Genomic DNA, 24,564 nt, shown 5'->3' with positions numbered 1-24,564 from the left:
GCCGACGCGCTCGGGCTCACGCAGGTCCATGTCAGCCGCACCATGACGGCGCTGCGTCAGGCCGGCGCGATGCACCTGCAGGCCGGCGTTCTCGAGATTCTCGACCTGCAGGTCCTCTCCGACATCGCGGAAATCCCGCGCGCCTGAGCACCGGCGCCTGGCCCTTCAACGTCTTAGCCATGCCAACCGCTGCCCTGCATTGTACCCATGGGCCGGGAGGCACCCTCGGCGGCCGACGTGGCTCACTGCGGCGCCGGCGGTTAGGCCGATGCCGGGGTCTCCAAACTGATTGATGACAGTTTGATGACAGTTCGGTGACAGATCCCGCAAAAAGGCTGCATGTGCGGGGGCCAGGCACCACGTCGCGACGCGCACATCGTCCGCCTAAAGATCAAAAATTCGAGGGTTTCCGGCTTCCCGGCTTGCCGCCCGTCACACGACAGGATGGCGGCAGATCAGCGCGTCAAAGGATTGGTGGAGCCAGACGGAATCGAACCGACGACCTCTTGCATGCCATGCAAGCGCTCTCCCAACTGAGCTATGGCCCCGCCTTGTATCCGGCGCGCGGATGGGTCCCTCACGCCGACGGTGGCGGAACTTAGGGCCGCTCTTTCTCCCGATCAAGAGAAAGTTGGCCGGTTCCGCATTTCTCGCTTTACGCCGATATCAGTCCTCGTCGCCGCCCTTGCCGCCGCGGACGATACCGGAGACATCGTCGTCCTCGTCCTCGTCGTCAGGCAGGAACGCATCGTCGGCGTCGTCGTCCTCAACGTCGACATCGACGTCCACATCGATATCGATATCATCGGTATCTGCCGCCAACTCATCGTCGCGCATCGCATCGAGCGAGACATTGCCGTCATCGTCGTCCACGACCACGGCGCGCTTGACGGGCTTCTCTTTCGGCTTTTCCGCAGGCTTTGCGCGTCTGGCTTTGGCCCCGCTGTCCGGCACATACTCGTGCTTGCACTTGGGGCATACGACCGGATTCTTGTTCAGATCGTAAAACTTCGCGCCGCAGCTCGGGCAATCGCGCTTTGTTCCCAACTCCGGTTTCGACAAGCTTGGCACTCCCAGCGTCAATATCGCGTCTCGAAGCGCTCCCCACAGGAGCGCATATCTGGCCTTGAAGGATTTTCCCATTGCCACGTTAAATTGCTCCTGTCAAAACCTATTCGCGACGCGCTGCGGTACAGAAAGTGGCGGTTCGCCCCACAAGCCGGGATGGGCCCGGCCGCGCACCCCCACATAGCCCGGATACAGACCTCAATTGGCCTCACCCTCCAATCATTCGAGCGCAAGTCTCACCGCGGAGCCATCCGCTGCCCTTTCGGGTTCCATTGCGGTGCCCGGAGACAAGTCGATCTCCCACAGGGCGCTCATTTTCGGCGCGCTGGCCGTTGGCGAAACGAGAATCCGGGGGCTATTGGAGGGTGAGGACGTACTGGCGACGGCGGAAGCCATGCGTCGGCTCGGTGCGGAGGCCGAGAGGCATGCAGACGGCACATGGTCGGTCCATGGCGTCGGCGTCGGGGGACTTAAGGAACCGGACCAACCGCTCGATTTCGGCAATTCAGGCACCGGCGCGCGGCTCGTCATGGGACTCGTCGCCGGACACCCGATCACCGCGACCTTTATCGGCGACGCATCGCTTTCCCGGCGCCCCATGGGCCGGGTCATCGCGCCGCTGACCGAAACCGGCGCGACTTTCCATGCCCGCGAGGGCGGTCGCCTGCCGCTGACGCTGACCGGCGCGAGCCGGGCACTCCCCATCACCTACCGGCTGCCCGTCGCCTCGGCGCAGGTCAAATCGGCCGTTCTCCTGGCCGGGCTCAATGCGGCGGGGGTGACGACCGTTATCGAAGAGACCCCGACACGCGACCATACCGAGCGCATGCTGCGCGCGTTCGGTGCCCATATCGAGGTCGAGGACGGTCCGCATGGCCTCATCGTCATCCGGCTTACGGGCGAGCCGGAGCTCAAACCTTGCGATATTTCGGTGCCGGGCGACCCTTCGTCTGCGGCGTTCCCTGTCGTGGCCGCCCTGCTGACGCCGGGCTCGGAGATTGTCGTGAAAGGCATCACGCTCAATCCGCACCGGGCGGGGCTCTATACGACGCTTATGGAGATGGGCGGCGATATCGAGGTCATGAACCAGCGCGAGGAAGGCGGCGAACCCGTCGCCGATCTCAGGGTGCGGGCGAGCCGCCTCAAGGGTATCGAAGTGCCGCCCGCGCGCGCGGCCTCAATGATCGACGAATATCCGGTACTCGCAATTGCCGCCGCCTTCGCCGAGGGCGAGACCCGCATGCTCGGCATTCACGAATTGCGGGTCAAGGAAAGCGACCGCATCGCGGCAACGGCTTCGGGCCTTCGCGCCAATGGCGTGAAGGTGCATGAAAGCGACGACGGCATGGTGGTCGAGGGACGGGGCGGCGAGGTCGGCGGCGGCGGCCATGTGACTACGCATATGGACCACCGTATTGCGATGTCCTTTCTCGTCATGGGGCTTGCAGCGCAAAAGCCGGTGACTGTGGACGACGCATCCATGATCGCGACAAGCTTCCCGAATTTTACCGGGCTTATGCGGGGTCTCGGCGCAAGCTTTGCCGGGCGGGCGCAGTGACCCGCGCGACGAGTACCGTGATCGCCATCGACGGCCCGGCCGCTTCCGGAAAGGGGACGCTCGCGCGGAAGCTGGCCCGGCACTATGACTTTGCCTATCTCGATACGGGTTCTCTTTATCGCGCGGTGGGCCAGGCGGTATTGGCGGCGGGCGGCAACCCCGCCGACGAGGCAGCGGCCCTCGCGGCCGCCAAGGCGCTCGACGTCAACCGAATCGACGAGAGGGCGATCCGCAGCAGGGAAGCGGGAGAGGCAGCCTCCATCGTCGCCGCCATGCCGGCAGTCAGGGCGGCCATCCTCCATTTCCAGCGCAATTTCGCGACAAACCCGCCGGGCGGCAAGGACGGGGCCGTCCTCGATGGACGCGACATCGGCACTGTCGTCTGCCCGGAGGCCAAGGCGAAACTATTCGTGACGGCGAGCCCGGAGGTCAGGGCCCAGCGGCGTTGGCTGGAACTCAAGGTATCGGGGTCAGCGGTCGGCGAGGCACAAATTCTGGATGATATTCGCGAACGCGACCAGCGGGACGCCGAACGGGCCGCCAGCCCCATGAAGCCGGCGGCGGACGCGTACTTGCTCGACACCTCCAATTTGAGTATAGAAGCGGCGTTCGGCGCAGCCGTCGCGATCATAGACAAAGCAATGAGTTAAGTGCGTTTTCGCCTATCGGCGATCGCGCCTTTTCCTATTGGTTTGGAACTGACCGCGCGGATGCTTCGTGCGTTGTTTCAACCTCTAACAGACACAGCCCAAATCCAATTGCTCCCGAACGCCTCACGATTTCGGGGGAAGACCCACGGACCCAACCGTCGGCCGGAATAAGCATCGTCAGGAGACTTTACACATTGGCTAGCACAGCAAGCGCGCTCAATCCGAGCCGCGAAGATTTCGCCGCCCTTCTCGAGCAGTCCTTCATGGACAGCAACATGCAGGAAGGTTCCGTCATCAAGGGGACGGTTGTCGGCATTGAAAACGATCTCGCGATCATCGACGTCGGCCTCAAGACCGAAGGCCGCATCGCTCTCAAGGAATTCGCCACCCCCGGCAGGCCCGCCGCTCTCAATGTCGGCGACACGGTGGAGGTCTATCTCGAACGCATCGAGAATGCGATGGGCGAAGCCGTTCTCAGCCGCGAGAAAGCAAAGCGCGAAGAGAGCTGGATTCGTCTGGAAGTCGCATTCGAGAAGCAGGAACGCGTAGACGGCCAGATCTTCGGCCGTGTGAAGGGTGGCTTCACCGTCGATCTCGACGGCGCCGTTGCTTTCCTGCCCGGCAGCCAGGTCGACATTCGCCCCGTGCGCGACGTGACGCCGCTCATGAACATCCCGCAGCCGTTCCAGATCCTCAAAATGGACAAGCGTCGCGGCAACATCGTCGTCTCGCGACGTGCCGTGCTTGAAGAGACCCGCGCAGAACAGCGCCAGGAACTCGTGGAGAACCTGAAAGAAGGCCAGGTGCTCGAAGGCGTGGTGAAGAACATCACCGATTACGGCGCATTCGTGGATCTCGGCGGCGTCGACGGCCTGCTGCACGTCACCGACATCGCATGGCGCCGCGTCAACCACCCGACGGAAGTGCTGTCGATCGGCCAGACCGTCAAGGTACAGGTCATCAAGGTCAACCATGAGACGCAGCGCATCTCGCTCGGCATGAAGCAGCTCGAGGCCGATCCATGGGAAGGCGTCGAGGCGAAGTATCCGCTCGAGGCACGCTTCAAGGGCCGCGTCACGAACATCACCGATTACGGTGCGTTCGTGGAGCTCGAACCCGGCGTCGAAGGCCTCGTCCATGTTTCCGAAATGAGCTGGACGAAGAAGAACGTGCATCCCGGCAAGATCGTTTCCACCTCGCAGGAAGTGGAAGTGATGGTGCTGGAAGTCGATCCGGTAAAGCGCCGCATCTCGCTCGGCCTAAAGCACTGCATGGACAATCCGTGGACGACTTTCGCTGAACGCTTCCCGGTCGGCACCGTCGTCGAAGGTGAGATCAAGAACATCACCGAGTTCGGTCTGTTCATCGGTCTCGATGCGGATGTCGACGGCATGGTGCACATGTCCGATCTCGACTGGAACCGTCCGGGCGAAGAAGCCATGGCCGATTACCAGAAGGGCCAGATCGTGAAGGCCCAGGTTCTCGACGTCGACACCGAGAAGGAGCGCATCTCGCTCGGTATCAAGCAGCTCGGCGGCGATCCGATGGAAAGCCTCGGCGACATCCGCAAGGGCGCCGTCGTGACCTGCACGGTCACGGGCGTTACCGACAACGGCCTCGAGGTCTCGGTCGGCGACGACAACATGACGGCCTTCATCCGTCGTGCGGAACTCGCGCGCGATCGCGCCGACCAGCGCCCCGAGCGGTTCGCCGTGGGCGACAAGGTCGATGCCCGCGTGACGCAGTTCGACCGCGCCGGCCGCAAGATCCAGCTTTCGATCAAGGCGCTGGAAATCGCGGAAGAAAAGGAAGCCGTTGCACAGTATGGCTCGTCGGACTCAGGGGCGTCGCTCGGCGACATTCTGGGCGCGGCGCTCAACAAGGCCAGCACGGACGACAAGTAAGGCGATCGGGCGGAGCGGCATTGCCGCTCCGCCCAAATCTCTGCCACCCGGCGCACGACATAGCCGGAAATCACTTGTACTTTGCGGGTGCACTTTTGCGGATGGCGCTTTAAGCTCCGGACCTTAATCGTTCTGCCCGGAGGAAAGCCACGTGTCACTCGACGCGGATACACTCACGGACAGGCGGCGCCTCAAGCGTCGCCTCTTTTTTTGGCGTGTCGCCGCCATCCTGGCCGCCGCTATCGCTCTCATGACGTTGCTGGCGGAAGGTGGCTTCTATCTGCCGCGCGCCCACATCGCCCGCGTCACCATCGACGGCGTGATCGTCGACGATCGTCATCAGAACGAAATGCTGAAAAAGCTCGGTGAGGATCGCAGCGTCCGCGCGGTCATCCTCTCCATCGATAGCCCGGGCGGCACCACGACCGGGGCCGAATCTCTTTACGAATCCGTGCGCGAACTGGCGGAGAAAAAACCCGTTGTTGCCGTGCTCGGCACGGTCGCGGCCTCGGGCGGCTATATCGCCGCGCTTTCCGCCGATCACATCGTATCGCGCGGCAACACCATTACAGGCTCGATCGGCGTCGTTTTCCAGTGGGCGCAGCTTGAGAAGCTGCTGGGCAATATCGGTGTCGAGGTGCAGGAGGTAAAGTCCTCACCGCTCAAAGCCGAACCGAGCCCTTTCCATGCGACCAACCCGGAAGCGCTCAAGGTCACCCGGGAGATGATCGACAGTTCCTACGACTGGTTCCTGCGGCTCGTTGCCGAGCGGCGCAAGCTGGACGACGCAACCGCGCGCACACTGGGCGACGGGCGCGTCTATACCGGCTGGCAAGCGGTACGGAAAGGTCTTGTCGACGAACTGGGCGCCGAGGAGGAGGCTATCGCATGGCTTTCCCGCGAACATGCGATCGACGCAAAGCTGCCGGTGAGGGACTGGACCCCTGCCTATCCGGACCTGGGCATGGCCAGCCTCACGGGCCGGGCACTCGGCGAAGCGGCCGTGACGGCTATCGACGGGCTGACCGGAAAAACACAACAGGCAAAAAGACTTACACTTGACGGTCTGACCAGCGTTTGGCAACCTGACCGTTAAATCAAGGGGTTCCCGACCGCTTCCGGTGGCGATCGAAGGAACCGCGTGGACGGAGCCGGGGGACGTAAAAGATATGATCAAATCGGAACTCGTCGCCCGCCTCGCTCAGGCCAATCCGCATCTCTATCAGCGGGATGTCGAGCGTATCGTCAGCACTATATTCGACGAGATCAGTGCGGCTCTCGCCAGGGGCGACCGGGTGGAATTGCGCGGTTTCGGCGCCTTTTCGGTGAAGAGCCGGCCGGCGCGAACGGGCCGAAACCCGAGAACGGGCGAGCCGGTCCATGTCGACGAGAAGTCCGTGCCTTTCTTCAAGACGGGCAAGGAACTGCGTGAACGCCTCAATAATGCCGATATCGCCGACGACAAGCTGATGGTCGACGATAGCGACGACGGCGACGATTGAGAGCGGATCGCCGTTCTCTCACCTTTCTAAACTGGAATGATGACCGTGAAGCTCTTGCGCTGGATCGTGCTGCCGCCGATTGTTCTGCTGGCGATGGCGCTCGCGGTCGCGAACCGGGCGCCTGTGACCTTCAGCCTTGACCCGTTTGACCCGGTCTCGCCAGCTATCGGCCTCGAGGTGCCGCTATTCCTGATCGTGCTCGTGTCGGTACTGGTGGGCATCCTGGTCGGCGGCATGGGCGCATGGGCGCAGGCAAAACGAAAGGCCACGCGGACAAAAGCCGCACCACCGCAGACAAGCGGGCTGCCCGCCTTGCGCGATTAGCCCAAAATCTCGCCCGTCCAGACGCTTTATCTGGTATAAGGCGCCGGAAAATCGAAGGGCAAGCGCCTGATGAAACTCGAAAACCCCATATTCTGCGCGCTGGACACGACCGATATCGGCCGTGCGGTGGCGCTTGCGCGCGCCCTCAAGGGGAGCGTGGGCGGGGCGAAGCTGGGGATGGAATTTTTCAATGCACATGGGCCTGCGGGTTACCGCGCTGTCGCGGAGACCGGGGTGCCGATCTTTCTCGATCTCAAGCTTCACGACATCCCCAATACCGTCGCGGGCGGCATTCGCGCCGTGCTGCCGCTGAAGCCGGCCATCGTCAACGTTCATGCGGCGGGCGGCGCAGCGATGATGCGCGCGGCGGCCGATGCCGCGAGGGAAGCTGGCGATACGCGTCCCTTCGTCATCGCCGTCACCATGCTGACAAGCCTCGATGCCTCGGACCTCGCTGACACGGGCGTAACGGGAAGCCCGAGCGACCATGTGCGCCGCCTGGCGGCGCTGGCGGCATCGGCCGGGCTCGACGGCGTCGTCTGCTCCGCACATGAAATCGAAGCATTACGGCGCGATCTCGGGCCGAACTTCAAGCTCGTGGTCCCCGGCATCAGGCCGGAGAAGAGCGATGTCGGCGACCAGAAGCGTGTGATGACGCCCTCGCAAGCGCTCGCGCTCGGTGCCGATATGCTGGTGATCGGGCGGCCGATCACGGGTGCGGGCGACCCGCGCGCGGCGGCGGACGAAATCAGCCGCTCCCTCGCCGCGTGAACACATGAGCGCGCGCGTAAAAATTTGCGGACTCTCCACACGGGAGACGATCGAAGCTTCCGTCGCGGCGGGTGCGGACTATCTGGGTTTCGTGTTCTTTTCCAGAAGCCCAAGGCATCTGAGTTACGAGAAGGCGTCGGCGCTGGCGTCGTGCGCGCCCTCCTCCGTTCTCAAGGTGGCGCTGACGGTCGATGCCGACAATGCGACGCTCGACGCCGTGGTGGCGGCGCTGCGGCCCGACATTCTGCAGCTTCACGGCGACGAGCCGCCGGAACGGCTGGTCGAGATCAAGGCGCGTTACGGGCTGACGCTGATGAAAGCGATCTGCATCGCGGAGCCGGAAGACCCGTTCAAGGCTGCTATTTACCGAGATTCGGCCGATTTGTTGCTGTTCGATGCCAAACCACCTAAATCTATGGCGGGCGCGTTGCCGGGCGGAAATGGCCTGGTTTTCGACTGGTCGCTGATAGCCGGACACCGGCCGGAGACGCCGTGGATGCTGTCTGGCGGCCTCAACGCCGAGAACGTCGGCGAAGCCATCCGGATCACAGGCGCGGAAGCCGTCGATGTATCGTCCGGCGTCGAAGACGGGCCCGGCCGGAAGACGCCAGAATTGATCGAAGCCTTTATCAGGGCAGCGAAGAACGCCTGATGGAACTTGTGAGAGAGAAAGTCGCCAGCGTGAGTGCAAGCAAAGCCAATTCCTTCCGCAGCGGACCCGACGAACGGGGCCGCTTCGGCATTTTCGGCGGGCGCTTCGTGGCCGAGACGCTGATGCCGCTCGTGCTCGATCTCGACAAGGCCTATACGGCGGCGAAGGCCGATCCGGCTTTTCAGGCCGAGATCGATTTCATGCAGCGCGATTATGTAGGCCGACCGAGCCCGCTCTATCTCGCAGAACGGCTGACCGAATATTTTGGCGGTGCGAAGGTTTACCTCAAACGCGACGAACTCAATCACACCGGCAGCCACAAGATCAACAATTGCCTCGGCCAGATATTGCTGGCACGGCGCATGGGCAAGACACGCATCATCGCGGAGACGGGGGCGGGACAACATGGCGTTGCAACCGCGACCGTCTGCGCGCGCTTCGGGCTGCCTTGCGTCATTTACATGGGCACCACGGACATAGAACGGCAGAAGCCTAATGTGTTCCGGATGAAGCTGCTCGGCGCGGAGGTCGTTCCCGTTACGTCCGGCACCGGCACGTTGAAAGATGCGATGAACGAGGCGCTGCGGGACTGGGTAACGAATGTGGAGAACACCTACTATCTGATCGGCACCGTTGCAGGCCCGCATCCCTATCCAGCGATGGTGCGCGATTTCCAGTCGATCATCGGCGAGGAGACGAAGACGCAGATGATGGAGCGCGAGGGGCGCTTGCCGGACTCGCTCGTCGCCTGCATCGGCGGCGGCTCGAATGCGATGGGTCTCTTCCATCCGTTCCTCGACGACCCCTCGGTGAAAATCTACGGCGTGGAAGCGGCAGGCCGGGGCATCGAAACCGGCGAGCATTGCGCCTCTCTCAAAGGCGGCGCGCCGGGCGTGCTGCATGGCAACCGCACTTACCTGCTCCAGGACGACGACGGGCAGATCAAGGACGGACACTCGATTTCCGCCGGGCTCGACTATCCGGGTATCGGACCGGAGCATGCGTGGCTGCACGAGACCGGCCGCGCGGAATATGTTTCAGCGACCGACCAGGAAGCACTTGCCGCATTTCAGCTCTGCTCCAAACTCGAAGGGATCATCCCGGCACTCGAGCCGGCACATGCGCTCGCCTTCGTGACGAAGATCGCGCCGACGCTGCCGAAGGATCACCTGATGGTGATGAATATGTGCGGGCGCGGCGACAAGGACGTCTTCGCCGTCGCCGATCATCTGGGGGTGACGCTGTGACGACGCGGCTTGAGAAACGCTTCGCTCAATTGAAGGGAGAGGGCCGCGCAGCCTTTATCACCTTCATCACGGCCGGCGATCCGGATTTCGATACAACCCTCAGTGTGCTGAAGGGCCTGCCTGCGGCGGGCGCCGACGTCATCGAACTCGGCATGCCCTTTACCGATCCGATGGCAGACGGGCCGGCGATCCAGGCTTCCACGCAACGCGCGCTTCGCAACGGTGCGCGCATGACGAAGACACTGGAACTCGTGCGCCTCTTTCGCGAGAGCGATGCCGAAACGCCCATCGTGCTGATGGGTTACTACAATCCGATCTATCACATGGGTGTCGACATCTTTCTCGCGAAGGCAATCGATGCCGGCGTCGACGGGCTCATCGTAGTGGACCTTCCTCCCGAGGAAGACGACGAACTGTGCGAGCCCGCGATCAAGGCGGGGCTCAATTTCATCCGCCTTGCAACGCCGACGACGGACGACAGACGCCTGCCCGCCGTACTCGCGAACACCTCAGGTTTTGTCTATTACGTTTCGATCAACGGCATCACGGGATCCGCAAGCCCGCAGGCGCGGAACGTCGCGGATGCGGTGGCGCGCATCAAGCGGCATACCTCCTTGCCGGTGGCCGTCGGCTTCGGTATCCGCACACCGGAACAGGCGGCAGAAATCGCACGGACGGCCGACGGTGCCGTGGTCGGTTCGGCTATCGTGGATGCCATTGCGCATGAGATTGACGGCAATGGCAACGTGAAGCCTGGCGCCGTGGAGCGCGTGCTCGGTTTTGTCCGGTCGCTCGCCGACGGTGTTCACACAGCGCGCGCGGCGGCGGCGGAATAGGGAGATCAAGCATGAACTGGATCAACAACGTCGTTCGTCCGAAGATACAGCGCGTCTTCACCAAGAAGTCGACGACACCCGATAATCTCTGGCACAAATGTTCCTCCTGCGGTGAGATGATCTTCCATCGCGACCTCGAAGCGGCAATGCGCGTTTGTCCAAACTGCGACCATCACATGCGCCTCGGCACCAAGGAACGCTTCGCCTCGCTGTTCGACAATGGCGAGTACCAGACGATTGCCATCGATTCAGTCGCGCTCGATCCCCTGAAATTCCGCGATCAGAAGAAGTATCCCGACCGCTTGAAGGAAGCGCGTGCGAAGACGGGCCGCGACGATGCCGTGACCGTCGCGCACGGACCGCTCGACGGCGTTGAAACGGTGATCGCGGTCGAGGATTTCTCCTTCATGGGCGGATCGCTCGGCATGGCGGCTGGCGAAGCCATCATCCGCGGCGCGGAAACGGCGCTGGAAAAGAATCTGCCCTATATTCTCCTGACCGCAGCAGGCGGGGCGCGCATGCAGGAGGGTATTCTTTCGCTGATGCAGATGCCGCGCACCACTGTAGCTCTGCAGCTTCTGCGTGAAGCTGGCCTTCCCTTCATCGTCGTTCTGACGGATCCCACTACCGGTGGCGTGCTTGCTTCCTATGCCATGCTTGGCGATGTGCATATTGCCGAACCGAAGGCACTGATCGGTTTTTCCGGCCGCCGCGTCATCGAGCAAACGATCCGCGAGAAGCTTCCCGATGATTTTCAGTCGGCCGAGTTCCAGTTCGAGCATGGCATGATCGACATGATCGTTCACCGCCACAAGCTGAAGGACACGCTCGCCCGGCTCGTGCGCCTGATGACGCACCGTCCGCGCAGTACAAAGCAGCAGAGCGCCAATGTGCCGGCAATGCTGGCCTCGCAGCCGGCACCGTGAACGACAGCACTATCACATCGAGCGATATCATTCTGGAGCGACTGACGAAGCTCCATCCCAAGCTCATCGATCTTTCGCTGGGCCGTACGTGGCGGCTTCTCGATGCGTTGGGGAATCCCGAACGATCCCTGCCGCCCGTTTTTCACGTGGCGGGCACAAACGGCAAGGGATCCGTCTCCGCCTATCTTCGGGCCGCTCTCGAGGCCGGCGGCTATGCCGTCCACAGCTATACCTCACCGCATCTCGTCCGCTTTCACGAACGCATCCGGCTTGCCGGACGCCCGAAGAGCGTACCGATCGACGAAGAAGACCTTGCTCAGCTGCTCGCAGAATGCGAAAGCGCAAACGGCGGCGAGCCGATCACGTTTTTCGAAATCACGACGGTGGCGGCGCTGCTCGCTTTTTCCCGCGCGCCCGCCGATGCGCTTATCCTTGAAGTCGGCATGGGCGGGCGGCTCGACACCACGAATGTGGTAGCGAAACCGGCCGTCAGCATCATCACGCCGGTCGATCTCGACCACCAGTCGTTTCTCGGGGATACGCTCGCTCTGATCGCGGCGGAAAAGGCCGGCATTCTGAAGCGGGGCGTGCCTGCCGTCATTGGACCGCAAAGCGACGAAGCCCGCATCGCAATCGAGATGGCAGCGGAGAAAACGGACGCACCGCTTTTCATTCACGGTCAGGACTTCACGGCACATGAAGAAGGCGGCGCGCTGATCTATCAGGATGAAGCCGGGCTCCTCGACCTGCCGCTGCCACGCCTTGTGGGACGCCATCAGATCGATAATGCAGGCATAGCGATATGCGCATTGCGGCAGGCCGGCGTGCTGCCGCTCGAACGGGACGCCATCGCACGCGGGTTGACGGAAGTGGAATGGCCTGCGCGGCTGCAACGGCTCACGCATGGCCCCCTATTCTCGCACCTGCCTGAGGGTACCGAGGTCTGGCTCGATGGAGGCCACAACCCGGCTGCGGGCCGGGCCGTGGCTGAGGCTATGGCCGATCTCGCCCAGCGCGATCTGCATGACGATGTGCGGCCGCTGGTACTGATTTGCGGCATGCTCGATACGAAGGATGCGACGGGCTTTTTCGCGCCGTTTCGCGGTCTCGCCGCGCATGTCGAAACCGTCGCCATTCCCGGCGCGGATGCGGGTCTCCCCGCCGACAAGCTTGCCGAGGCCGCGCATGATGCAGGGCTCGATGCAACGCCCGCCGCAAATCTCAACCAGGCCCTGGAGCGCGCTATCGTCGCCGCGGGACGGGCGACGCCACGCCTTCTTGTTTGCGGTTCGCTCTATCTTGCCGGATATGTGCTGAGAGAGAATTCCTGAACGAAAAAAGCCGGTCCTTCCGGACCGGCCATTGGTATTCGTGCCGCTCCTCTCAGAGCGAGTTGTCGATCCATTCGACGATCTTGCCCTTGGGCAATGCACCGACTTTCGTCGCCGCGACCTGACCGTCCTTGAAGATCATCAGCGTCGGAATACCGCGCACACCGTACTTCGTCGGGACGTTCGGATTTTCGTCGATGTTGATCTTGGCGATCGTCAGCTTGCCGCCGTAATCCTTCGCGATCTCTTCCAGGGCCGGACCGATCTGCTTGCAGGGGCCGCACCACTCCGCCCAGAAATCGACCAGAACGGGGCCGGCCGCATCGAGCACATCGGCTTCAAACGATGCATCGGTCACTTTGTTGGTCGCCATATCTTCTTCCTTTCTGGCCACCGCTCGGGAGCCGGGCGGGGCGCGCGCTTCAAAGGCGCGAATGCGAGGGTTACAAGTTCACGTTTGCTTGAATCTAGGAACGACCCACCACAAGGTCAAGGCTACCGGATTGCCGCAGGCCTTGCCGCCTTCAGTGCTTTTTCCAGCATTTCCGCGGGTAATTCCATGAACATCGGCCCGTCCGTCCAGAGTAATGCGCATCGAATCGCACGGCCGGGGTAGATCGCGGCAAGCAACGCATGGTAGGCGGCCATCTGGGCGACATAGGCGGGTGCCACCGCATCGAGCGTTGCCGGCGGCGGCCTGTTGGTCTTGTAGTCGATGACGGTGACACTTTCTCCCGTCACGCAGAGGCGGTCGATCTGGCCGGCGACGAGCAACGGACGGCCGCCGACATCTATCATCCCCGCGACCGGTACCTCCGCACGGCTTCCTTTTGCGAAAACATGCGCGACGCGCGGATCATCGAGCACATGGAAGACGGCGCTTTCGATTTCGTTCCGCTGCGCGTCGTCCAGCGCGTGAGCAGGCAGCGCGAGAAAGCGCTGCGTCGCCGCACGCCTTTCGCCGGGATCGATCTCCGGCAGCGTTTCGAGCAACCGGTGAATGAGGCTGCCGCGACGAAAGCGGTTTGCGTTGTCGCCGGCCAGCGGTGACAGAACGGCGGGTTCCGCCAGCCCCTCCGGCGGCAAGCGCGAGGGCGCGAGCGGTCGGGAAGGCGTCGGTTCCTCCGGCGCATCGCGATGCGCCCAGCCCGGCAATGCCGGCGATTGTCCTGCGGCGGGCGGAACTTCCGTCTCCACCTGCCGCCGCTGCTCGCCTTCGATCCGCCAGATACGATTGCCATCGGCCAAGGTGATTTCCCGCGCCGCAGGCTTCAGCGCTCCGCAGACCATTTCGTACCAGCACTCGGCCGAGGGCGGCGTGGCATTGCGATAGCCCGATATGTAGAGCCGGTCGCGCGCCCGGGTGAGCGCGACATAGAGCAGGCGGCGATATTCGGCGGCCTGAAGTTCTCTCTGCAAGGCCCGCGCGCCGGCGCTGACATCATCCTCATCTTTCTTGCGGACGGGCCAGAGAAGGAGCTTCGGTCCATCCTGTCCAAGCGCGGGCAGAGAGAGAAGGGCCGGATCGTGTGCGCCGCCGGGCGCGGCGCAGGTATCCGGCATGAAAACGATCTCAGCCTCCAGTCCTTTCGCGCCATGCACTGTCATCACGCGCACTTCGTCGCGGCCCTGATCCATATCGCGCTTGATTTCAGAGGCGCCGCGCTCAAGCCAATGTACAAAAGCTTCGAGAGAAGGTGCGTGGCTCCGTTCGAATTCCAGCGCGAGCGAGAGAAACTCGTCGATCGGATCGGCCGCATCCGGCCCGAGCCGCGCGAGAAGACGCGTACGGCCCGCCTCACCACCCAATACGTGAGCGAAGAATTCATAAGGCGGTTCGTAGTCGGCGCGTTCGAGCAGGCGCGAGAGGAAGGCCACAGCCCCGGTATAGCGTTCGCTCTCTCCGGCCTTTTCCTTCAGGGCGCGCCAGAGCGTGCCTTTGCGTTTCCACGCAAGATCGAACAGTTCGTCTTCGGTGAGTCCGACAAACGGGCTCTTGAGCACGGTCGCCAGTGTCAGATCGTCGTCCGGCAGCAGCACGAAGCGGGCAAGCGCAAGCAAATCCATGACGGCGAGCTGCTCTGTCAGCACCATGCGGTCGGCTCCCGCGACGGGAACCCCGAGATCCTTCAGATGCCGTACCATTTCGCCGACGAATGCGTTGCGCCGCCGCACAAGGATCAGGATGTCGCCCGGACGGATGGGGCGGCCCTTGGAAACCAGCACTTCCTTACTGTCGAGCCAACCGCGAATTGTCGATGCGATGCGCGCCGCGAGTTTCGCCATCGGCGCGGCTTCCGTCATGTAGTCGAGCGGTGCGTCCCAGGGGCTCGCCTCCTCTCCCTCGTCCGGTTCCTCAAGGTCCCATATTTCCACCAGACCGGCATCGAGCTCGCGGTGTGCGATATGGATGTCGATGTCGCCGGATGCGGTGAGGCCGTTGCGCGCGGCGAGCGGCTCGAAGACCTTGTCGACGGCGGCGAGAACCTCGGGCACGGAGCGGAAGGAGCGCGTGAGGGGTACATAATCCCAGTTCTGCGCCGCTGCCTTCACCCGCTTCTCGAAATAGCGCTTCATATCGTCGAAGCGGGCCGGATCGGCGCCCTGAAACGAGAAGATGGATTGCTTTTCGTCGCCGACGGCGAAGATCGTCCGCACGGCACCTCGCGCACCGCTGCCGGAGAGAAATTCATCGGCGAGACGCGCGATCACGTCCCATTGCTCGGGGCTCGTGTCCTGAGCCTCATCCACCAATATGTGATCGATGCCGCCATCGAGCTTGTAAAGCACCCATGGCGCCATCGTGCTGACGGTAAGGAGGTCGCGCGTCCTGGAAATCAGGTCGTCATAATCCAGCAGGGCGCGGGCACGTTTCGCGGCACCGAACGCCTCCAGAATTTCGACGGCGAGCGTCACAATGGCTTCGGTGGCTTCCGCCACGCCGATGGCGCGAAGACGGGCATGAAGGCCGACGATACGCTCCTGCTCGGCCAGCAGGGCCTGCTCGACATCCGGCCGCGATTTCGCGAGAGCCGCCGTTATCAGGCGGGCGCGGGGTTTCATCTCCCTAGTGAGAAAAATGCCGAGATAGGTATCGAGATTTTCGATCCGCACCGCCGGCGCGGCGAGAAACCCATGCAGGACTTCCGCGCATTTCACGTCCGTCTTGCTGCCGCCCGCGAGGACGGCCGCAGCGGCGCGCATCGCCGCTTCCGGCAGCGCGGCCATTTCATCGCGCAGACCACCGGTGGTCTCGTCCATCCCAACCGAAAGCGCAATGCGGATGGCGGCATGAATGCCTTCAAGGCCACCGAAGCGATCCATCATCTTCGCGAAGTTTCCGCGCTGATCCGTCACCTCTTTCAGCAGCTTACCGAAAGCGAGTTCATCGACACGGGAGACGACATGAGAGAGAGCTCGACCGAGCTCTGTGGCCGCCTCTGCACCGGCGCGGCGCAGGACAGCGTCACGCACTTCATCCATCAGTTCCTGCGCGCTGCGATCGTCGAGAATTTCGAACTGCGGCGGCACATCAGCTTCCAGCGGGAAGCGGCCGAGCAATCTTTCGCAGAAGGCGTGGATCGTCTGGATTTTCAAACCGCCCGGCGTTTCAATGGCGCGGGCGAAAAGCTTGCGGGCGGCATTCAGCTTTGCCGCGTCCGGTGCGTTGCCTTCGACCTCCCGGATTTCATCCGCGAGCGCATCGTCGGGCATCATCGCCCAGCTGCCGAGACGCTTGTAAAGACGGGCCGACATTTCGGCGGCGGCCGCCTTCGTGAATGTCAGGCAGAGGATGCGTTGCGGATCGGTATTCGCAAGCAGCAAGCGCGCGACGCGTGTCGTCAGCGCGTGGGTCTTGCCCGAGCCTGCATTGGCCGAAACCCAGACCGACGTTTCCGGATGAGAGGCACGGCGTTGCGCATCGTCGGTGCCGGAATTCCTTTTTGGAGCGGCGCTCATTCTCCCTCACCTTCCGTCGCCGACCACTCCTTCACGCGCGCGAGATGATCATAGTCGCCATAGCGCCCCCAGAACATCGGGCGCGGACGCGACAGATAGGGCGTCGCCTCCGCTTCGTACTGGCGCAACAGGTCGACCAACCAGGCATAGGTGTTGTCTGCAAGGTCGCCACCTTCGTCCGGGATGGCACGGACCTCTCCCGCCGTTTCGCCGCCCGTTAGGCGCAGGTAGACGAGCCGTGCGGCTTTGGCCGCCGGGATGGGCGAACCGTCGCGTTTTTGAAAACCGCCTTTCGCCATCATCGCGGCTTCGAGCGGCAATTGGGGCGTGAGACCGATTTCGACCTGCTTTGCGCTCGGAACGGTGCCGGTTTTGTAGTCGACGATGTTGACCATGCCGTCGTCACGCTCATCGATCCTGTCGGCCTTGCCGGTCAGGACGACGGGCCGCGCCAGTTCACCAATCACGATCTCGCCGCGCGCTTCTGCATGCACGTGGCGCAGGCCGGCGCGCTCCTCGCGCTCGTATTCCACGATCCACCTCGCGATCCGTTGGAAGCGCGGCCACCAGAACGCCGCGACACCCGGACGATCCATCGCATGCCTGAAAACATTTTCGCCGATCCCAATGAGTTTCCCCAGTGCGTCCTCCGGCAACTCCTTCGGATAGGTTTCGACGAACTTTTCGAGCGCTTCATGGATGATCGTGCCGCGTTCGGCCGCCGCGATGTCCGCATCTATCGGGTCGAGCACTTTGAGACGGAGGATCTTTTTTGCATATATCGCATAGGGATCGCGGATCAGCGTTTCGATTTCGGTCACCGAAAATTTTTGCGGCCGCGCATCGAGCGGCGGCATCGGGCGAGGACGGACCGGCGTGAGCAGCTTCGCCGGTTCGTCCAGCTTGTGCGCCCACCTCCACCATTCGGGCGCCGCAACCGCTTTTTCATGTCCCATGCCCTGAAGCAGGCTCGCGAGACGGAGCCACCAGCGCGAGGCAACGGTCGGCGCGCCTTCAACCTTCAGCGCCCGCGTCAGGATGGCCTCGCCGGCCGCCGCCCCTTCCGCAAAATCGTGTGCCGAAAGGCCGATGCGGCGTTCCGGCGGTTCGATGCCCATGGCCGTGCGCATAGGCCGGTTGAGCCAGGGATCGATATTCGCTTCCGCGGGCCAGGCGCCTTCATTGAGACCGCCGAGGATCATGCGATCGGCATGCTGCAGTCGCGCTTCGAGCGGGCCCCAGATGAAGAGGCGCGGATGCGTGCCCCAGCGCGGGCGAAGGACACGACCGCTCAGCAGTTCGTCGAAGAAGCGCGGATAGGCGCGAGGGTCGAGGTCACCGAAGGAAGGTGCTGCTTCGATCAACTCACGGATGAAATCCGACGCCGCCTCACCTGCCTCTTCCTTCCATAGGCGGTCGGCACCGGTTGTCCGATCTGCCGCGGCAAGACGTTCGGCGGTTTCAATATGCGCCTGAACCAGGCCGGCTGCGGCATTCCTTTCCTTCATGGCGTCGAACAGGGGCGCGCCGCCGCGCTCCAGCCTGTCGATCAGTTTGGAAATTTCCGCAAGCTCCTTGTCGCTTCCTTCGATCGTCCGGCAGGCGGCGCGAAGGCCTTCGATGCCGGGTGCGGGGCGAGGCCCGCGAAGAAGGTGCAGTTCCAGAAGCCTGACACGCGCCCTGAATCTTGCAGGGTCTTCACCCGCCGCCGCCAGCGGGTGCTTGAGGCAGGCGAGCAGCGCGACGGGCGCGAAATCTTCTGCGACCATATTCGCGATGAGACGAAGGAAAGCGACGGGCGCCGTCTTTGCGAGAGGCTCGCCGCCGGAATCATTCACGTCGATTTTCCAGCGGCGAAGCTCCATGGCGACGCGGCGGGCGAGCTTTCGATCGGGCGTGACGAGCGCGGCGGTCTTGCCGGGCGTTTCAAGCACGTCGCGCATCAGAAGCGCGATGGCGCTGGCCTCGTCGCGTTCGCCCGGGGCCTCGATCAGCGAGAGACCATTCAGGCCGTCTTTTGCGGCCTCGCCAAGAGCCGTAAGACGGTTGCGCCAGCGTTCGGTCGTCTCGGCGGGCCGCAACGCCTCGGAGAGCAACCTCGCGCGAGCGGCGGCGCGCGGAGATATTTCGGCGCCAGGCCAGATATCGACATCGGCGCGGGTGGCATTGAGCTGCGCGAGGAGTTTCTTCATGCCGTATTGCGGGTGGGAGGCGGTGCCGGGTTCGCCGACGATTTCCCAGCTTTCGTCATCGAGATCGAGGTCGAGGCCGGGAAGCACCACGGCGCCGGAAGGCAGATGCGCGACGGTTCGCAGCAGCGCCGCGGTGGCGGGGATCGAGCCGGTCGAACCGGCGGCGATGACGGGCCCGTGCGGTGGCCCTGCTTCCCACGCGGCCGCTTGCGCCCGCAACAGAAGGTTGCGGCGCTCCGCCTGTTCGATGTAACCGAGCCTTGCCAGCTCCTCCGGCCAGCGCGCCGTCAGCACTTTCAGGAAATCAATGGTGACCTGCCAATGGTCCGCGAAGTCCTGCGGCACGAGATCGGAGATGCGCGTCAGGTCGGCATCTTCGGTGAGCACCATGTCCAGAAAGCGGCCGAGATCGGCAGCGAGGGCAAGCGCGCGCGTCTCGTCGTAACCCTGCTCCTCGATAATCATCCGCGCGAGGCGCAGCTGGCGTTCCAGGCCTGGCATGGCGGGCGGCAGTTCAAGCGCTTCGCGGCCGAGGCCGCGCGGGTCGAGGATCAGTTCTTCCTCGTCGACGTCGCCGAGCGTGCGGATCGACGGGAGGATGAGCGCGGCACCGCCGCCGGCACGCAGGAAGGCTTCGCCGAGCGCGCGCACGGAACGCCGTGTCGGCAGCAGGATCGTCACGTCCGCAAGCGCCGGTCCGCCCGCGAAGCGCCCGCCAAGCGAGGCGTCCTCAAGCAGCGTCGCGGCCAGCCGCTCGAGGAACGGCGTGCCGGGCGGCATGGTGAAGAGGTTCAGGGAATCGGCCCGCATGGCGCCCATGGTAGCGCGGCGCGCGTCACAAATCCCGCAGGAAGGCTTCGGCCTCGGCGAGGTCGTCGGGCGCGCCCACATGCATCCAGACGCCGCCCATGCGATGGCCGAAAAGCGTGCCTTTTTCGATCAGGCGGTCCCAGATCAGATTGGTGGAAAAGGGGCCATCGGGGCCGTCCGCGAAGAGGGAGGGCTTCACGATCTGGACGCCCGCGAACATGAAAGGCACGGTGGTCGACGGCTCGCGGCGGGCCAGCAGCCCATAAGGATCCATCGTGAAGTCGCCCCGTCCGACATAGCCGATGGTGCGCGCCGCGTCGGCGATCATCAGCAGCGCATCCATGCGCCCGGGATCGAAAGCCGCCATCAGATCGCGCAGGTTCGAGCCGAGGCCCTCGATCCAGACCGAATCCGAGTTGAACGTGATAATCGGCTCGTCGCCCAGCAGGGGCAGCGCCTTCTTCGCGCCGCCGCCCGTATCGAGCAAAGCGGCGCGTTCATCCGAGATGACGATACGCGGGCTCTTCCTTTTTGAAAGATGCGCCTCCAGCATATCGGCGAAGTGATGGACGTTAACGATCGCCTCCTCGATACCCGCTTCTTCCAGGCGGTCGAGAACGTGATCGATAAGCGGCTTGCCGGCGAAGGGCACGAGCGGTTTCGGCATGGTGTCTGTGAGGGGCCGCATGCGCGTGCCCTTGCCCGCCGCCATCACCATCGCTTTTGCAATTTTCATGATGTGCGGCTCAGTACATGCGCGTCGAGCCATGCACTCAGGTCGCCCAATGCCGGATGCGCGAGGTTGCGGCGGAGATAGTCCATCGTGCGTGGCATGTGGGCCATGTATTGCGGCTTGCCGTCGCGCTTCAGCAGGCGCGGCCAAAGGCCGATCAGGCGAAGCGCGCGCTCCGCGCCCAACGTGGCGTAGGAAGCGCGGAACTGCTCCTCGTCGAAGCCGGCGAGTTCGCTCTTCGCCCGGTCGATATAGAGCGCGAGCATTGCCCGTTCGCGTTCGGGCGGTACGTCGCGACGCGCGTCCTGCAGGAAGGAAACGACGTCGTAGGCGCGGTTGCCGATGAGCGCGTCCTGATAATCGATAAGACCGACACGGGCGGAACCTTGACGTTCGCCGAGCCAGAGCATATTGGGCGAGTGATAGTCGCGCAGGAAAAGCGTCGGCACGCCGGCATCCACCAGCGAACGCAGCGAGGTCCAGAGCGCGTGATAATCCTCGCGCATCGCGGGCGATGCTTCGCCCTGGAGAACGACCGGAAAATACCAGTCGAGGATCACATCGAGTTCCGCGCGATAGACGCTGTCGTCGAAATGCGGCATCGCGTGCTCGCTGCCGTCGCCGACGGGAAGCGCGGCAGGCGCCGGCACGGATTGCAGGCGCAGCAGCGTTTCGATACCTGCGCGATAGAGTTCATCCAGTTCTTCGCCGGAAGGGCCCGAACCGCGCTCGATCAGCGCGCCATAGACGTGGTCGCCGAGGTCTTCGAGCAGCAGCAAACCGTTGTCGAGATCGGCGGCGTAGATTTCCGGCGCGGCGAGGCCGAGACGGCGGAGATGCTCGCCGATGGCGACGAAGGGACGGCAGTCTTCCGCGAGATGGGCGATACGGCTGTAGGCGGCGCGGCCCGGGACGACGGGCGCGTCCGGCCCGCAAGGCCAATCCATCAGCACGGCGGGGTGACCGTTCAGATCGAGGCGTTCATAGCGGCGCGTCGACGCATCGCCCGCGAGCGGGCGCCGCAGGGCGGCGCTCCAGCCAGCCGACGCCAGAAAGGCGCGGATCGTTTCCTCGCGTGATGAACTCAAATCGTCAGCCCCTCAAGCCGCGCGGTCCAACTGCCCGTAGCCTCGATCCGCGCGCGATGCATGCCTTCTGGCACGAGAAAGAGGGAGATGTCGAGACGGGACGGCGAGAGGCGGCGCATTTCCTCTTCCGCGCGCTCCGGCCATTCGACCAGAACCACGCCTTCGTCGAGCGCCTCGGCGAGGCCGAGTTCGCGGAGTTCCGAGGCGTCCTCGATACGGTAAAGATCGACATGTGTGAGAAGCAGCGAAGGGCTTTCATAGGTCTGGACAAGCGTGAAGGTCGGAGAGGGAACGTCTTCCGCGAGGCCGTGACGGGCGAGATGCGCCTGCACCAGCGCGCGGGCGAGCGTGGTCTTGCCGGCGCCGAGATCGCCGCGCAGGAGGATGAGATCGCCGACGTCCACAAGCCCCGCCAGCGCCTCGCCGAGGCGAGCGGTGGCAGCCGCGGAGGGCAGCTCAAACTCAAGGATTGCCTCGCTTTTCACAACCATATGGCTTTGTAGCGCGGGAGGCCGAGCGACAACAAGCGGGTACTGTTTTGCGGAAGGGGTCTTTCCCTTAGCGGCTTCTTAACGGTCAGGGAGGAGACTCGCGGCGGGGTTGGAGGAGCGATTCCATGACGGAAATGCTGCAGAGGACAGAGGCCGAAATCTGTCCGACGCATGTCGAGCAGCCGGTGCTCGCGGCTGTGCTCGACTATTGGAACGCCAAGCGCGGCACGCGGACGATGCCGTCGCGCGCGGACATCAACCCGCTCGAGCTCAAGGAATATCTCGGCTGGGTCATCATTCTCGATGTGCTGCCGGAGTTCCGGGATTTTCGCTACCGGCTGGTCGGCACGAAGGTCGCGCGCTATTTCGGCGCCGACGGAACGGGGCAGACGATCGAGCAGGCATTCCGTTCGTTCGGACCGGGCGCCGTGAAAGGCGTGCAGGCCATTCACCGCAAGGCGGCGCGCGACCGCGTGCCGATGCGGGCGCATGGCGAGGCGGCCTGGCTCGCCGAAGGATACGACTATTTCGACAGTCTCTATCTGCCGCTGTCGGATGACGGCGAGACCGTCAACATGATCCTCTCCGTCTTCACCTTCGACTACCAGGCCGTGCAGGCCAAGAGCGCTTCGACGCTGGTTTAGCGGGGTTTTCAGCCCGCCTTGCGCTGCTGTTCCTCCGTTACCGGATGAAGTGCGCGGAAGCCGACGGCAAGCCTGTTCCAGACATTGATCATGCCGATGGCGACAGTGAGATCGACGATCTCGCTTTCGGAAAACTCAAGCCTGACGGCCTCCCAGGCCGCGTCGGGGATACCGGTCTCGCTGACCAGCGTCACCGCTTCCGTCCATTCGAGCGCGGCGCGTTCGCGGTTCGTGTAGAGCGGCGACTCGCGCCATGCGTCGAGAAGATAAAGGCGGGTTTCGCTTTCTCCGGCGGCGCGGGCTTCGCGCGTGTGCATTTCGAGGCAGAAGGCACAGCCGTTTATCTGCGACGCGCGGGTCTTCACGAGCTCGAGAAGCGAGTGTTCGAGACCGCATTTGTCCGTATACGCCTGAAGTTCCAGGAGCGGCTTGTAGGCCGCCGGCGACGCCTTGTAAGGGTTCATGCGGGGGGTGAGATGGGACGACATTCGGGCCTCCTTGGGTTGGGGTTCACAAGGAAGACGAGGCGGCGGAGCCGGGTGTGACCGGGGATAAAGCGGGGTTTATCCCGCGACTGTCATCATACTGTCATAAAAATGTCACGGACCGATTTTCATCCCTGCCGGGAGGCTGCCTCGATCGCCCTCGCCGCCTTCGAAGGGGTCATGCCGAGGAGGCGGAGGACGCTGCCGCAGACCTCGCGCGTGAGGCGGGGGTCGGGAGCGGTGTGAAGTTGTGCCCGGACGGCGACGGCGATGAGGGCGACGACCTGGTCGATGAGGAAGGTGGTGACTTCGACGTCGAATTTTTTCTGGGCGACGCCGCGCTCGAGGTCGGAGCGGAGGTAGCGATAGAGGTCTTCGCGGAAATCGGGGAGGCGGTCGGCGCCGCCGAGGAGGACGGCCGACCAGTCGCGCTCGGCGGTGAGGATCGAGACAAAACGGGTGGTGGCGGTGACGACGCGGATGGCGGCGTCGTCGATCCCCTCCATTTCCGCGTCCAGGCGGCGGACGACCTCGAAGGCGATGCCATAGGCGGCTTCGCGGAGGATTTCGTCCTTGTCGTTGAAATGATTGTAGAAAGTGCCGTTGGCGAGGCCCGCGGCGGTGGTGATGTCGCTGATTTTCGCGGCTTCCACGCCTTTTTCGGCGACGACCTCGACAGCGGCGTCCAGAAGCGCGGAGCGGGTGCGCTCGCGTTTGCCCCGGCCTGCCGTCAAATCCTGAAAATGTCCGTGCCGCATGAGGCGAGACTAGCGCGGATTGCGGGTTGACAAAAGTCATTTATGAGATGTATCTCAAATATGAGAGTACTCTCATATTTGAGGCGCGCCATGTCCCGCATTCCCGTCCTGATCGCCGGCGCAGGCCCCGTGGGCCAGCTTTCGGCGCTGCTGCTGGCGCGGCACGGCATCCGCTCGCGGCTGATCGACCGGCGGCGGGAGCCAATGACGGCGCCGAAGGCCCATGCGGTGAACCCGCGGACGCTCGAAATCTGCGAGAGCGTGGGCGTATCCGCGGAAGGACTGCGCCGGGAGGGCGCGAGCGCCAACGATGCCGGGTGGGTGCGTTTCGTTGGTACACTGACGGGTACGGAATTCGGCGCGCTCCCCTATGAACGGCAGGACGACAGCGCGCTCAGCGACACGCCCTACCCGCTCACCAATATTCCGCAGCCGAAATTCGAGGCGGCGCTGGCGAAGGCGATTGCCGCCGAGCCGCTCATAGCCTTCACGCGCGGCGTCACCTGCGCCGATCTGGTGGAAGTGCCGGACGGGGTGACGGCGCAACTGGAGGCCGAGGACGGCACGCGCGACGCCCTCACCTGCGACTATCTCATCGCGGCCGACGGCGCGGGCTCGCGATTGCGCGACACGC

The 24,564-nt window shown here is 63.7% G+C and carries 24 protein-coding genes and 1 tRNA gene; 15 read left to right on the top strand and 10 right to left on the bottom strand.

Going from position 1 to position 24,564, the window contains the following annotated elements; translation table 11 throughout:
- The coding region (locus Q8S60_RS03710; protein WP_305668376.1) for a helix-turn-helix domain-containing protein at positions 1-147 on the top strand (147 nt) is incomplete at its 5' end.
- Positions 148-472: 325 nt separating this feature from the next.
- On the opposite strand, the gene Q8S60_RS03705 is transcribed toward Q8S60_RS03710, so the two are convergent.
- Positions 473-548 (bottom strand) — tRNA-Ala (locus tag Q8S60_RS03705).
- Positions 549-666: 118 nt separating this feature from the next.
- Positions 667-1,062, bottom strand: a complete 396-nt coding sequence (locus Q8S60_RS03700) for a TIGR02300 family protein (protein ID WP_305275648.1) — start codon at positions 1,060-1,062, stop codon at positions 667-669.
- 208 nt (positions 1,063-1,270) lie between these two features.
- Between Q8S60_RS03700 and aroA the strand changes: the two genes are divergently transcribed.
- The 12 genes from aroA (at position 1,271) to Q8S60_RS03640 (ending at position 12,769) form a co-directional block, all read left to right on the top strand.
- On the top strand, positions 1,271-2,626 hold the full coding sequence (aroA, locus tag Q8S60_RS03695) for a 3-phosphoshikimate 1-carboxyvinyltransferase (RefSeq protein WP_305275647.1): 1,356 nt from the start codon (positions 1,271-1,273) through the stop codon (positions 2,624-2,626).
- 17 nt (positions 2,627-2,643) lie between these two features.
- Positions 2,644-3,276: a (d)CMP kinase gene (cmk, locus tag Q8S60_RS03690; RefSeq protein WP_305275646.1), complete on the top strand. Its 633-nt coding sequence runs from the start codon at positions 2,644-2,646 to the stop codon at positions 3,274-3,276.
- A gap of 194 nt (positions 3,277-3,470) precedes the next feature.
- Entirely contained in the window at positions 3,471-5,180 is a 1,710-nt protein-coding gene (rpsA, locus tag Q8S60_RS03685; RefSeq protein ID WP_305275645.1) for a 30S ribosomal protein S1, read from the top strand.
- 151 nt (positions 5,181-5,331) lie between these two features.
- Positions 5,332-6,276 carry a signal peptide peptidase SppA gene (gene sppA / locus Q8S60_RS03680; protein ID WP_305275644.1) on the top strand — a complete coding sequence of 315 codons (945 nt, stop codon included), beginning with the start codon at positions 5,332-5,334 and terminating at the stop codon, positions 6,274-6,276.
- Positions 6,277-6,349: 73 nt separating this feature from the next.
- Positions 6,350-6,682, top strand: coding sequence for an integration host factor subunit beta (locus Q8S60_RS03675; RefSeq protein ID WP_011995061.1), 333 nt, complete (start codon positions 6,350-6,352; stop codon positions 6,680-6,682).
- 36 nt (positions 6,683-6,718) lie between these two features.
- The gene (locus Q8S60_RS03670; protein ID WP_305275643.1) at positions 6,719-7,006 is read left to right on the top strand and encodes a DUF1049 domain-containing protein; all 288 of its coding nucleotides are present in this window, start codon (positions 6,719-6,721) and stop codon (positions 7,004-7,006) included.
- A 69-nt stretch (positions 7,007-7,075) separates the two neighbouring features.
- Positions 7,076-7,777, top strand: coding sequence for an orotidine-5'-phosphate decarboxylase (gene pyrF, locus Q8S60_RS03665; RefSeq protein ID WP_305275642.1), 702 nt, complete (start codon positions 7,076-7,078; stop codon positions 7,775-7,777).
- 4 nt (positions 7,778-7,781) lie between these two features.
- On the top strand, positions 7,782-8,429 hold the full coding sequence (locus tag Q8S60_RS03660) for a phosphoribosylanthranilate isomerase (protein WP_305275641.1): 648 nt from the start codon (positions 7,782-7,784) through the stop codon (positions 8,427-8,429).
- Entirely contained in the window at positions 8,429-9,676 is a 1,248-nt protein-coding gene (trpB, locus tag Q8S60_RS03655; RefSeq protein WP_305275640.1) for a tryptophan synthase subunit beta, read from the top strand. The genes Q8S60_RS03660 and trpB overlap by 1 nt, the downstream gene beginning before the upstream one ends.
- A complete protein-coding gene (trpA, locus tag Q8S60_RS03650) occupies positions 9,673-10,512 on the top strand; it encodes a tryptophan synthase subunit alpha (protein WP_305275639.1) in 840 nt (279 codons plus the stop codon). Before trpB ends, trpA begins: the two co-directional genes overlap by 4 nt.
- Before the next feature lie 11 nt (positions 10,513-10,523).
- Positions 10,524-11,438, top strand: coding sequence for an acetyl-CoA carboxylase, carboxyltransferase subunit beta (gene accD, locus Q8S60_RS03645; protein ID WP_305275638.1), 915 nt, complete (start codon positions 10,524-10,526; stop codon positions 11,436-11,438).
- Positions 11,439-11,449: 11 nt separating this feature from the next.
- On the top strand, positions 11,450-12,769 hold the full coding sequence (locus Q8S60_RS03640; RefSeq protein ID WP_305276403.1) for a folylpolyglutamate synthase/dihydrofolate synthase family protein: 1,320 nt from the start codon (positions 11,450-11,452) through the stop codon (positions 12,767-12,769).
- Positions 12,770-12,821: 52 nt separating this feature from the next.
- On the opposite strand, the gene trxA is transcribed toward Q8S60_RS03640, so the two are convergent.
- The 6 genes from trxA to tsaE form a co-directional block, all read right to left on the bottom strand.
- Positions 12,822-13,142 carry a thioredoxin TrxA gene (trxA, locus tag Q8S60_RS03635; protein WP_011995053.1) on the bottom strand — a complete coding sequence of 107 codons (321 nt, stop codon included), beginning with the start codon at positions 13,140-13,142 and terminating at the stop codon, positions 12,822-12,824.
- Between the two features lie 122 nt (positions 13,143-13,264).
- Entirely contained in the window at positions 13,265-16,729 is a 3,465-nt protein-coding gene (gene addA, locus Q8S60_RS03630) for a double-strand break repair helicase AddA (RefSeq protein ID WP_305275637.1), read from the bottom strand.
- Positions 16,726-19,731, bottom strand: coding sequence for a double-strand break repair protein AddB (gene addB, locus Q8S60_RS03625; RefSeq protein ID WP_305275636.1), 3,006 nt, complete (start codon positions 19,729-19,731; stop codon positions 16,726-16,728). The genes addA and addB overlap by 4 nt, the downstream gene beginning before the upstream one ends.
- 25 nt (positions 19,732-19,756) lie before the next feature.
- On the bottom strand, positions 19,757-20,467 hold the full coding sequence (locus Q8S60_RS03620) for a nucleotidyltransferase family protein (RefSeq protein WP_305275635.1): 711 nt from the start codon (positions 20,465-20,467) through the stop codon (positions 19,757-19,759).
- The gene (locus Q8S60_RS03615) at positions 20,464-21,552 is read right to left on the bottom strand and encodes an aminoglycoside phosphotransferase family protein (RefSeq protein ID WP_305275634.1); all 1,089 of its coding nucleotides are present in this window, start codon (positions 21,550-21,552) and stop codon (positions 20,464-20,466) included. Before Q8S60_RS03615 ends, Q8S60_RS03620 begins: the two co-directional genes overlap by 4 nt.
- Entirely contained in the window at positions 21,549-22,043 is a 495-nt protein-coding gene (gene tsaE, locus Q8S60_RS03610) for a tRNA (adenosine(37)-N6)-threonylcarbamoyltransferase complex ATPase subunit type 1 TsaE (protein ID WP_305275633.1), read from the bottom strand. The genes Q8S60_RS03615 and tsaE overlap by 4 nt, the downstream gene beginning before the upstream one ends.
- Positions 22,044-22,168: 125 nt before the next feature.
- On the opposite strand from tsaE, the gene Q8S60_RS03605 reads away from it, so the two are divergent.
- Entirely contained in the window at positions 22,169-22,687 is a 519-nt protein-coding gene (locus tag Q8S60_RS03605) for a PAS domain-containing protein (RefSeq protein WP_305275632.1), read from the top strand.
- Between the two features lie 8 nt (positions 22,688-22,695).
- On the opposite strand, the gene Q8S60_RS03600 is transcribed toward Q8S60_RS03605, so the two are convergent.
- Both Q8S60_RS03600 and Q8S60_RS03595 read right to left on the bottom strand, forming a co-directional pair.
- Positions 22,696-23,175 carry a carboxymuconolactone decarboxylase family protein gene (locus Q8S60_RS03600; protein WP_305275631.1) on the bottom strand — a complete coding sequence of 160 codons (480 nt, stop codon included), beginning with the start codon at positions 23,173-23,175 and terminating at the stop codon, positions 22,696-22,698.
- A gap of 125 nt (positions 23,176-23,300) precedes the next feature.
- Entirely contained in the window at positions 23,301-23,906 is a 606-nt protein-coding gene (locus Q8S60_RS03595; RefSeq protein ID WP_305668375.1) for a TetR/AcrR family transcriptional regulator, read from the bottom strand.
- 114 nt (positions 23,907-24,020) lie between these two features.
- Between Q8S60_RS03595 and Q8S60_RS03590 the strand changes: the two genes are divergently transcribed.
- The coding region (locus Q8S60_RS03590) for an NAD(P)/FAD-dependent oxidoreductase (protein WP_305668374.1) at positions 24,021-24,564 on the top strand (544 nt) is incomplete at its 3' end.

The sequence above is a fragment of the Parvibaculum sp. genome, assembly GCF_030694575.1.
In the GTDB taxonomy this organism is placed as follows: Bacteria; Pseudomonadota; Alphaproteobacteria; order Parvibaculales; family Parvibaculaceae; genus Parvibaculum.
This window is presented reverse-complemented; position numbering and strand designations above follow the sequence as displayed.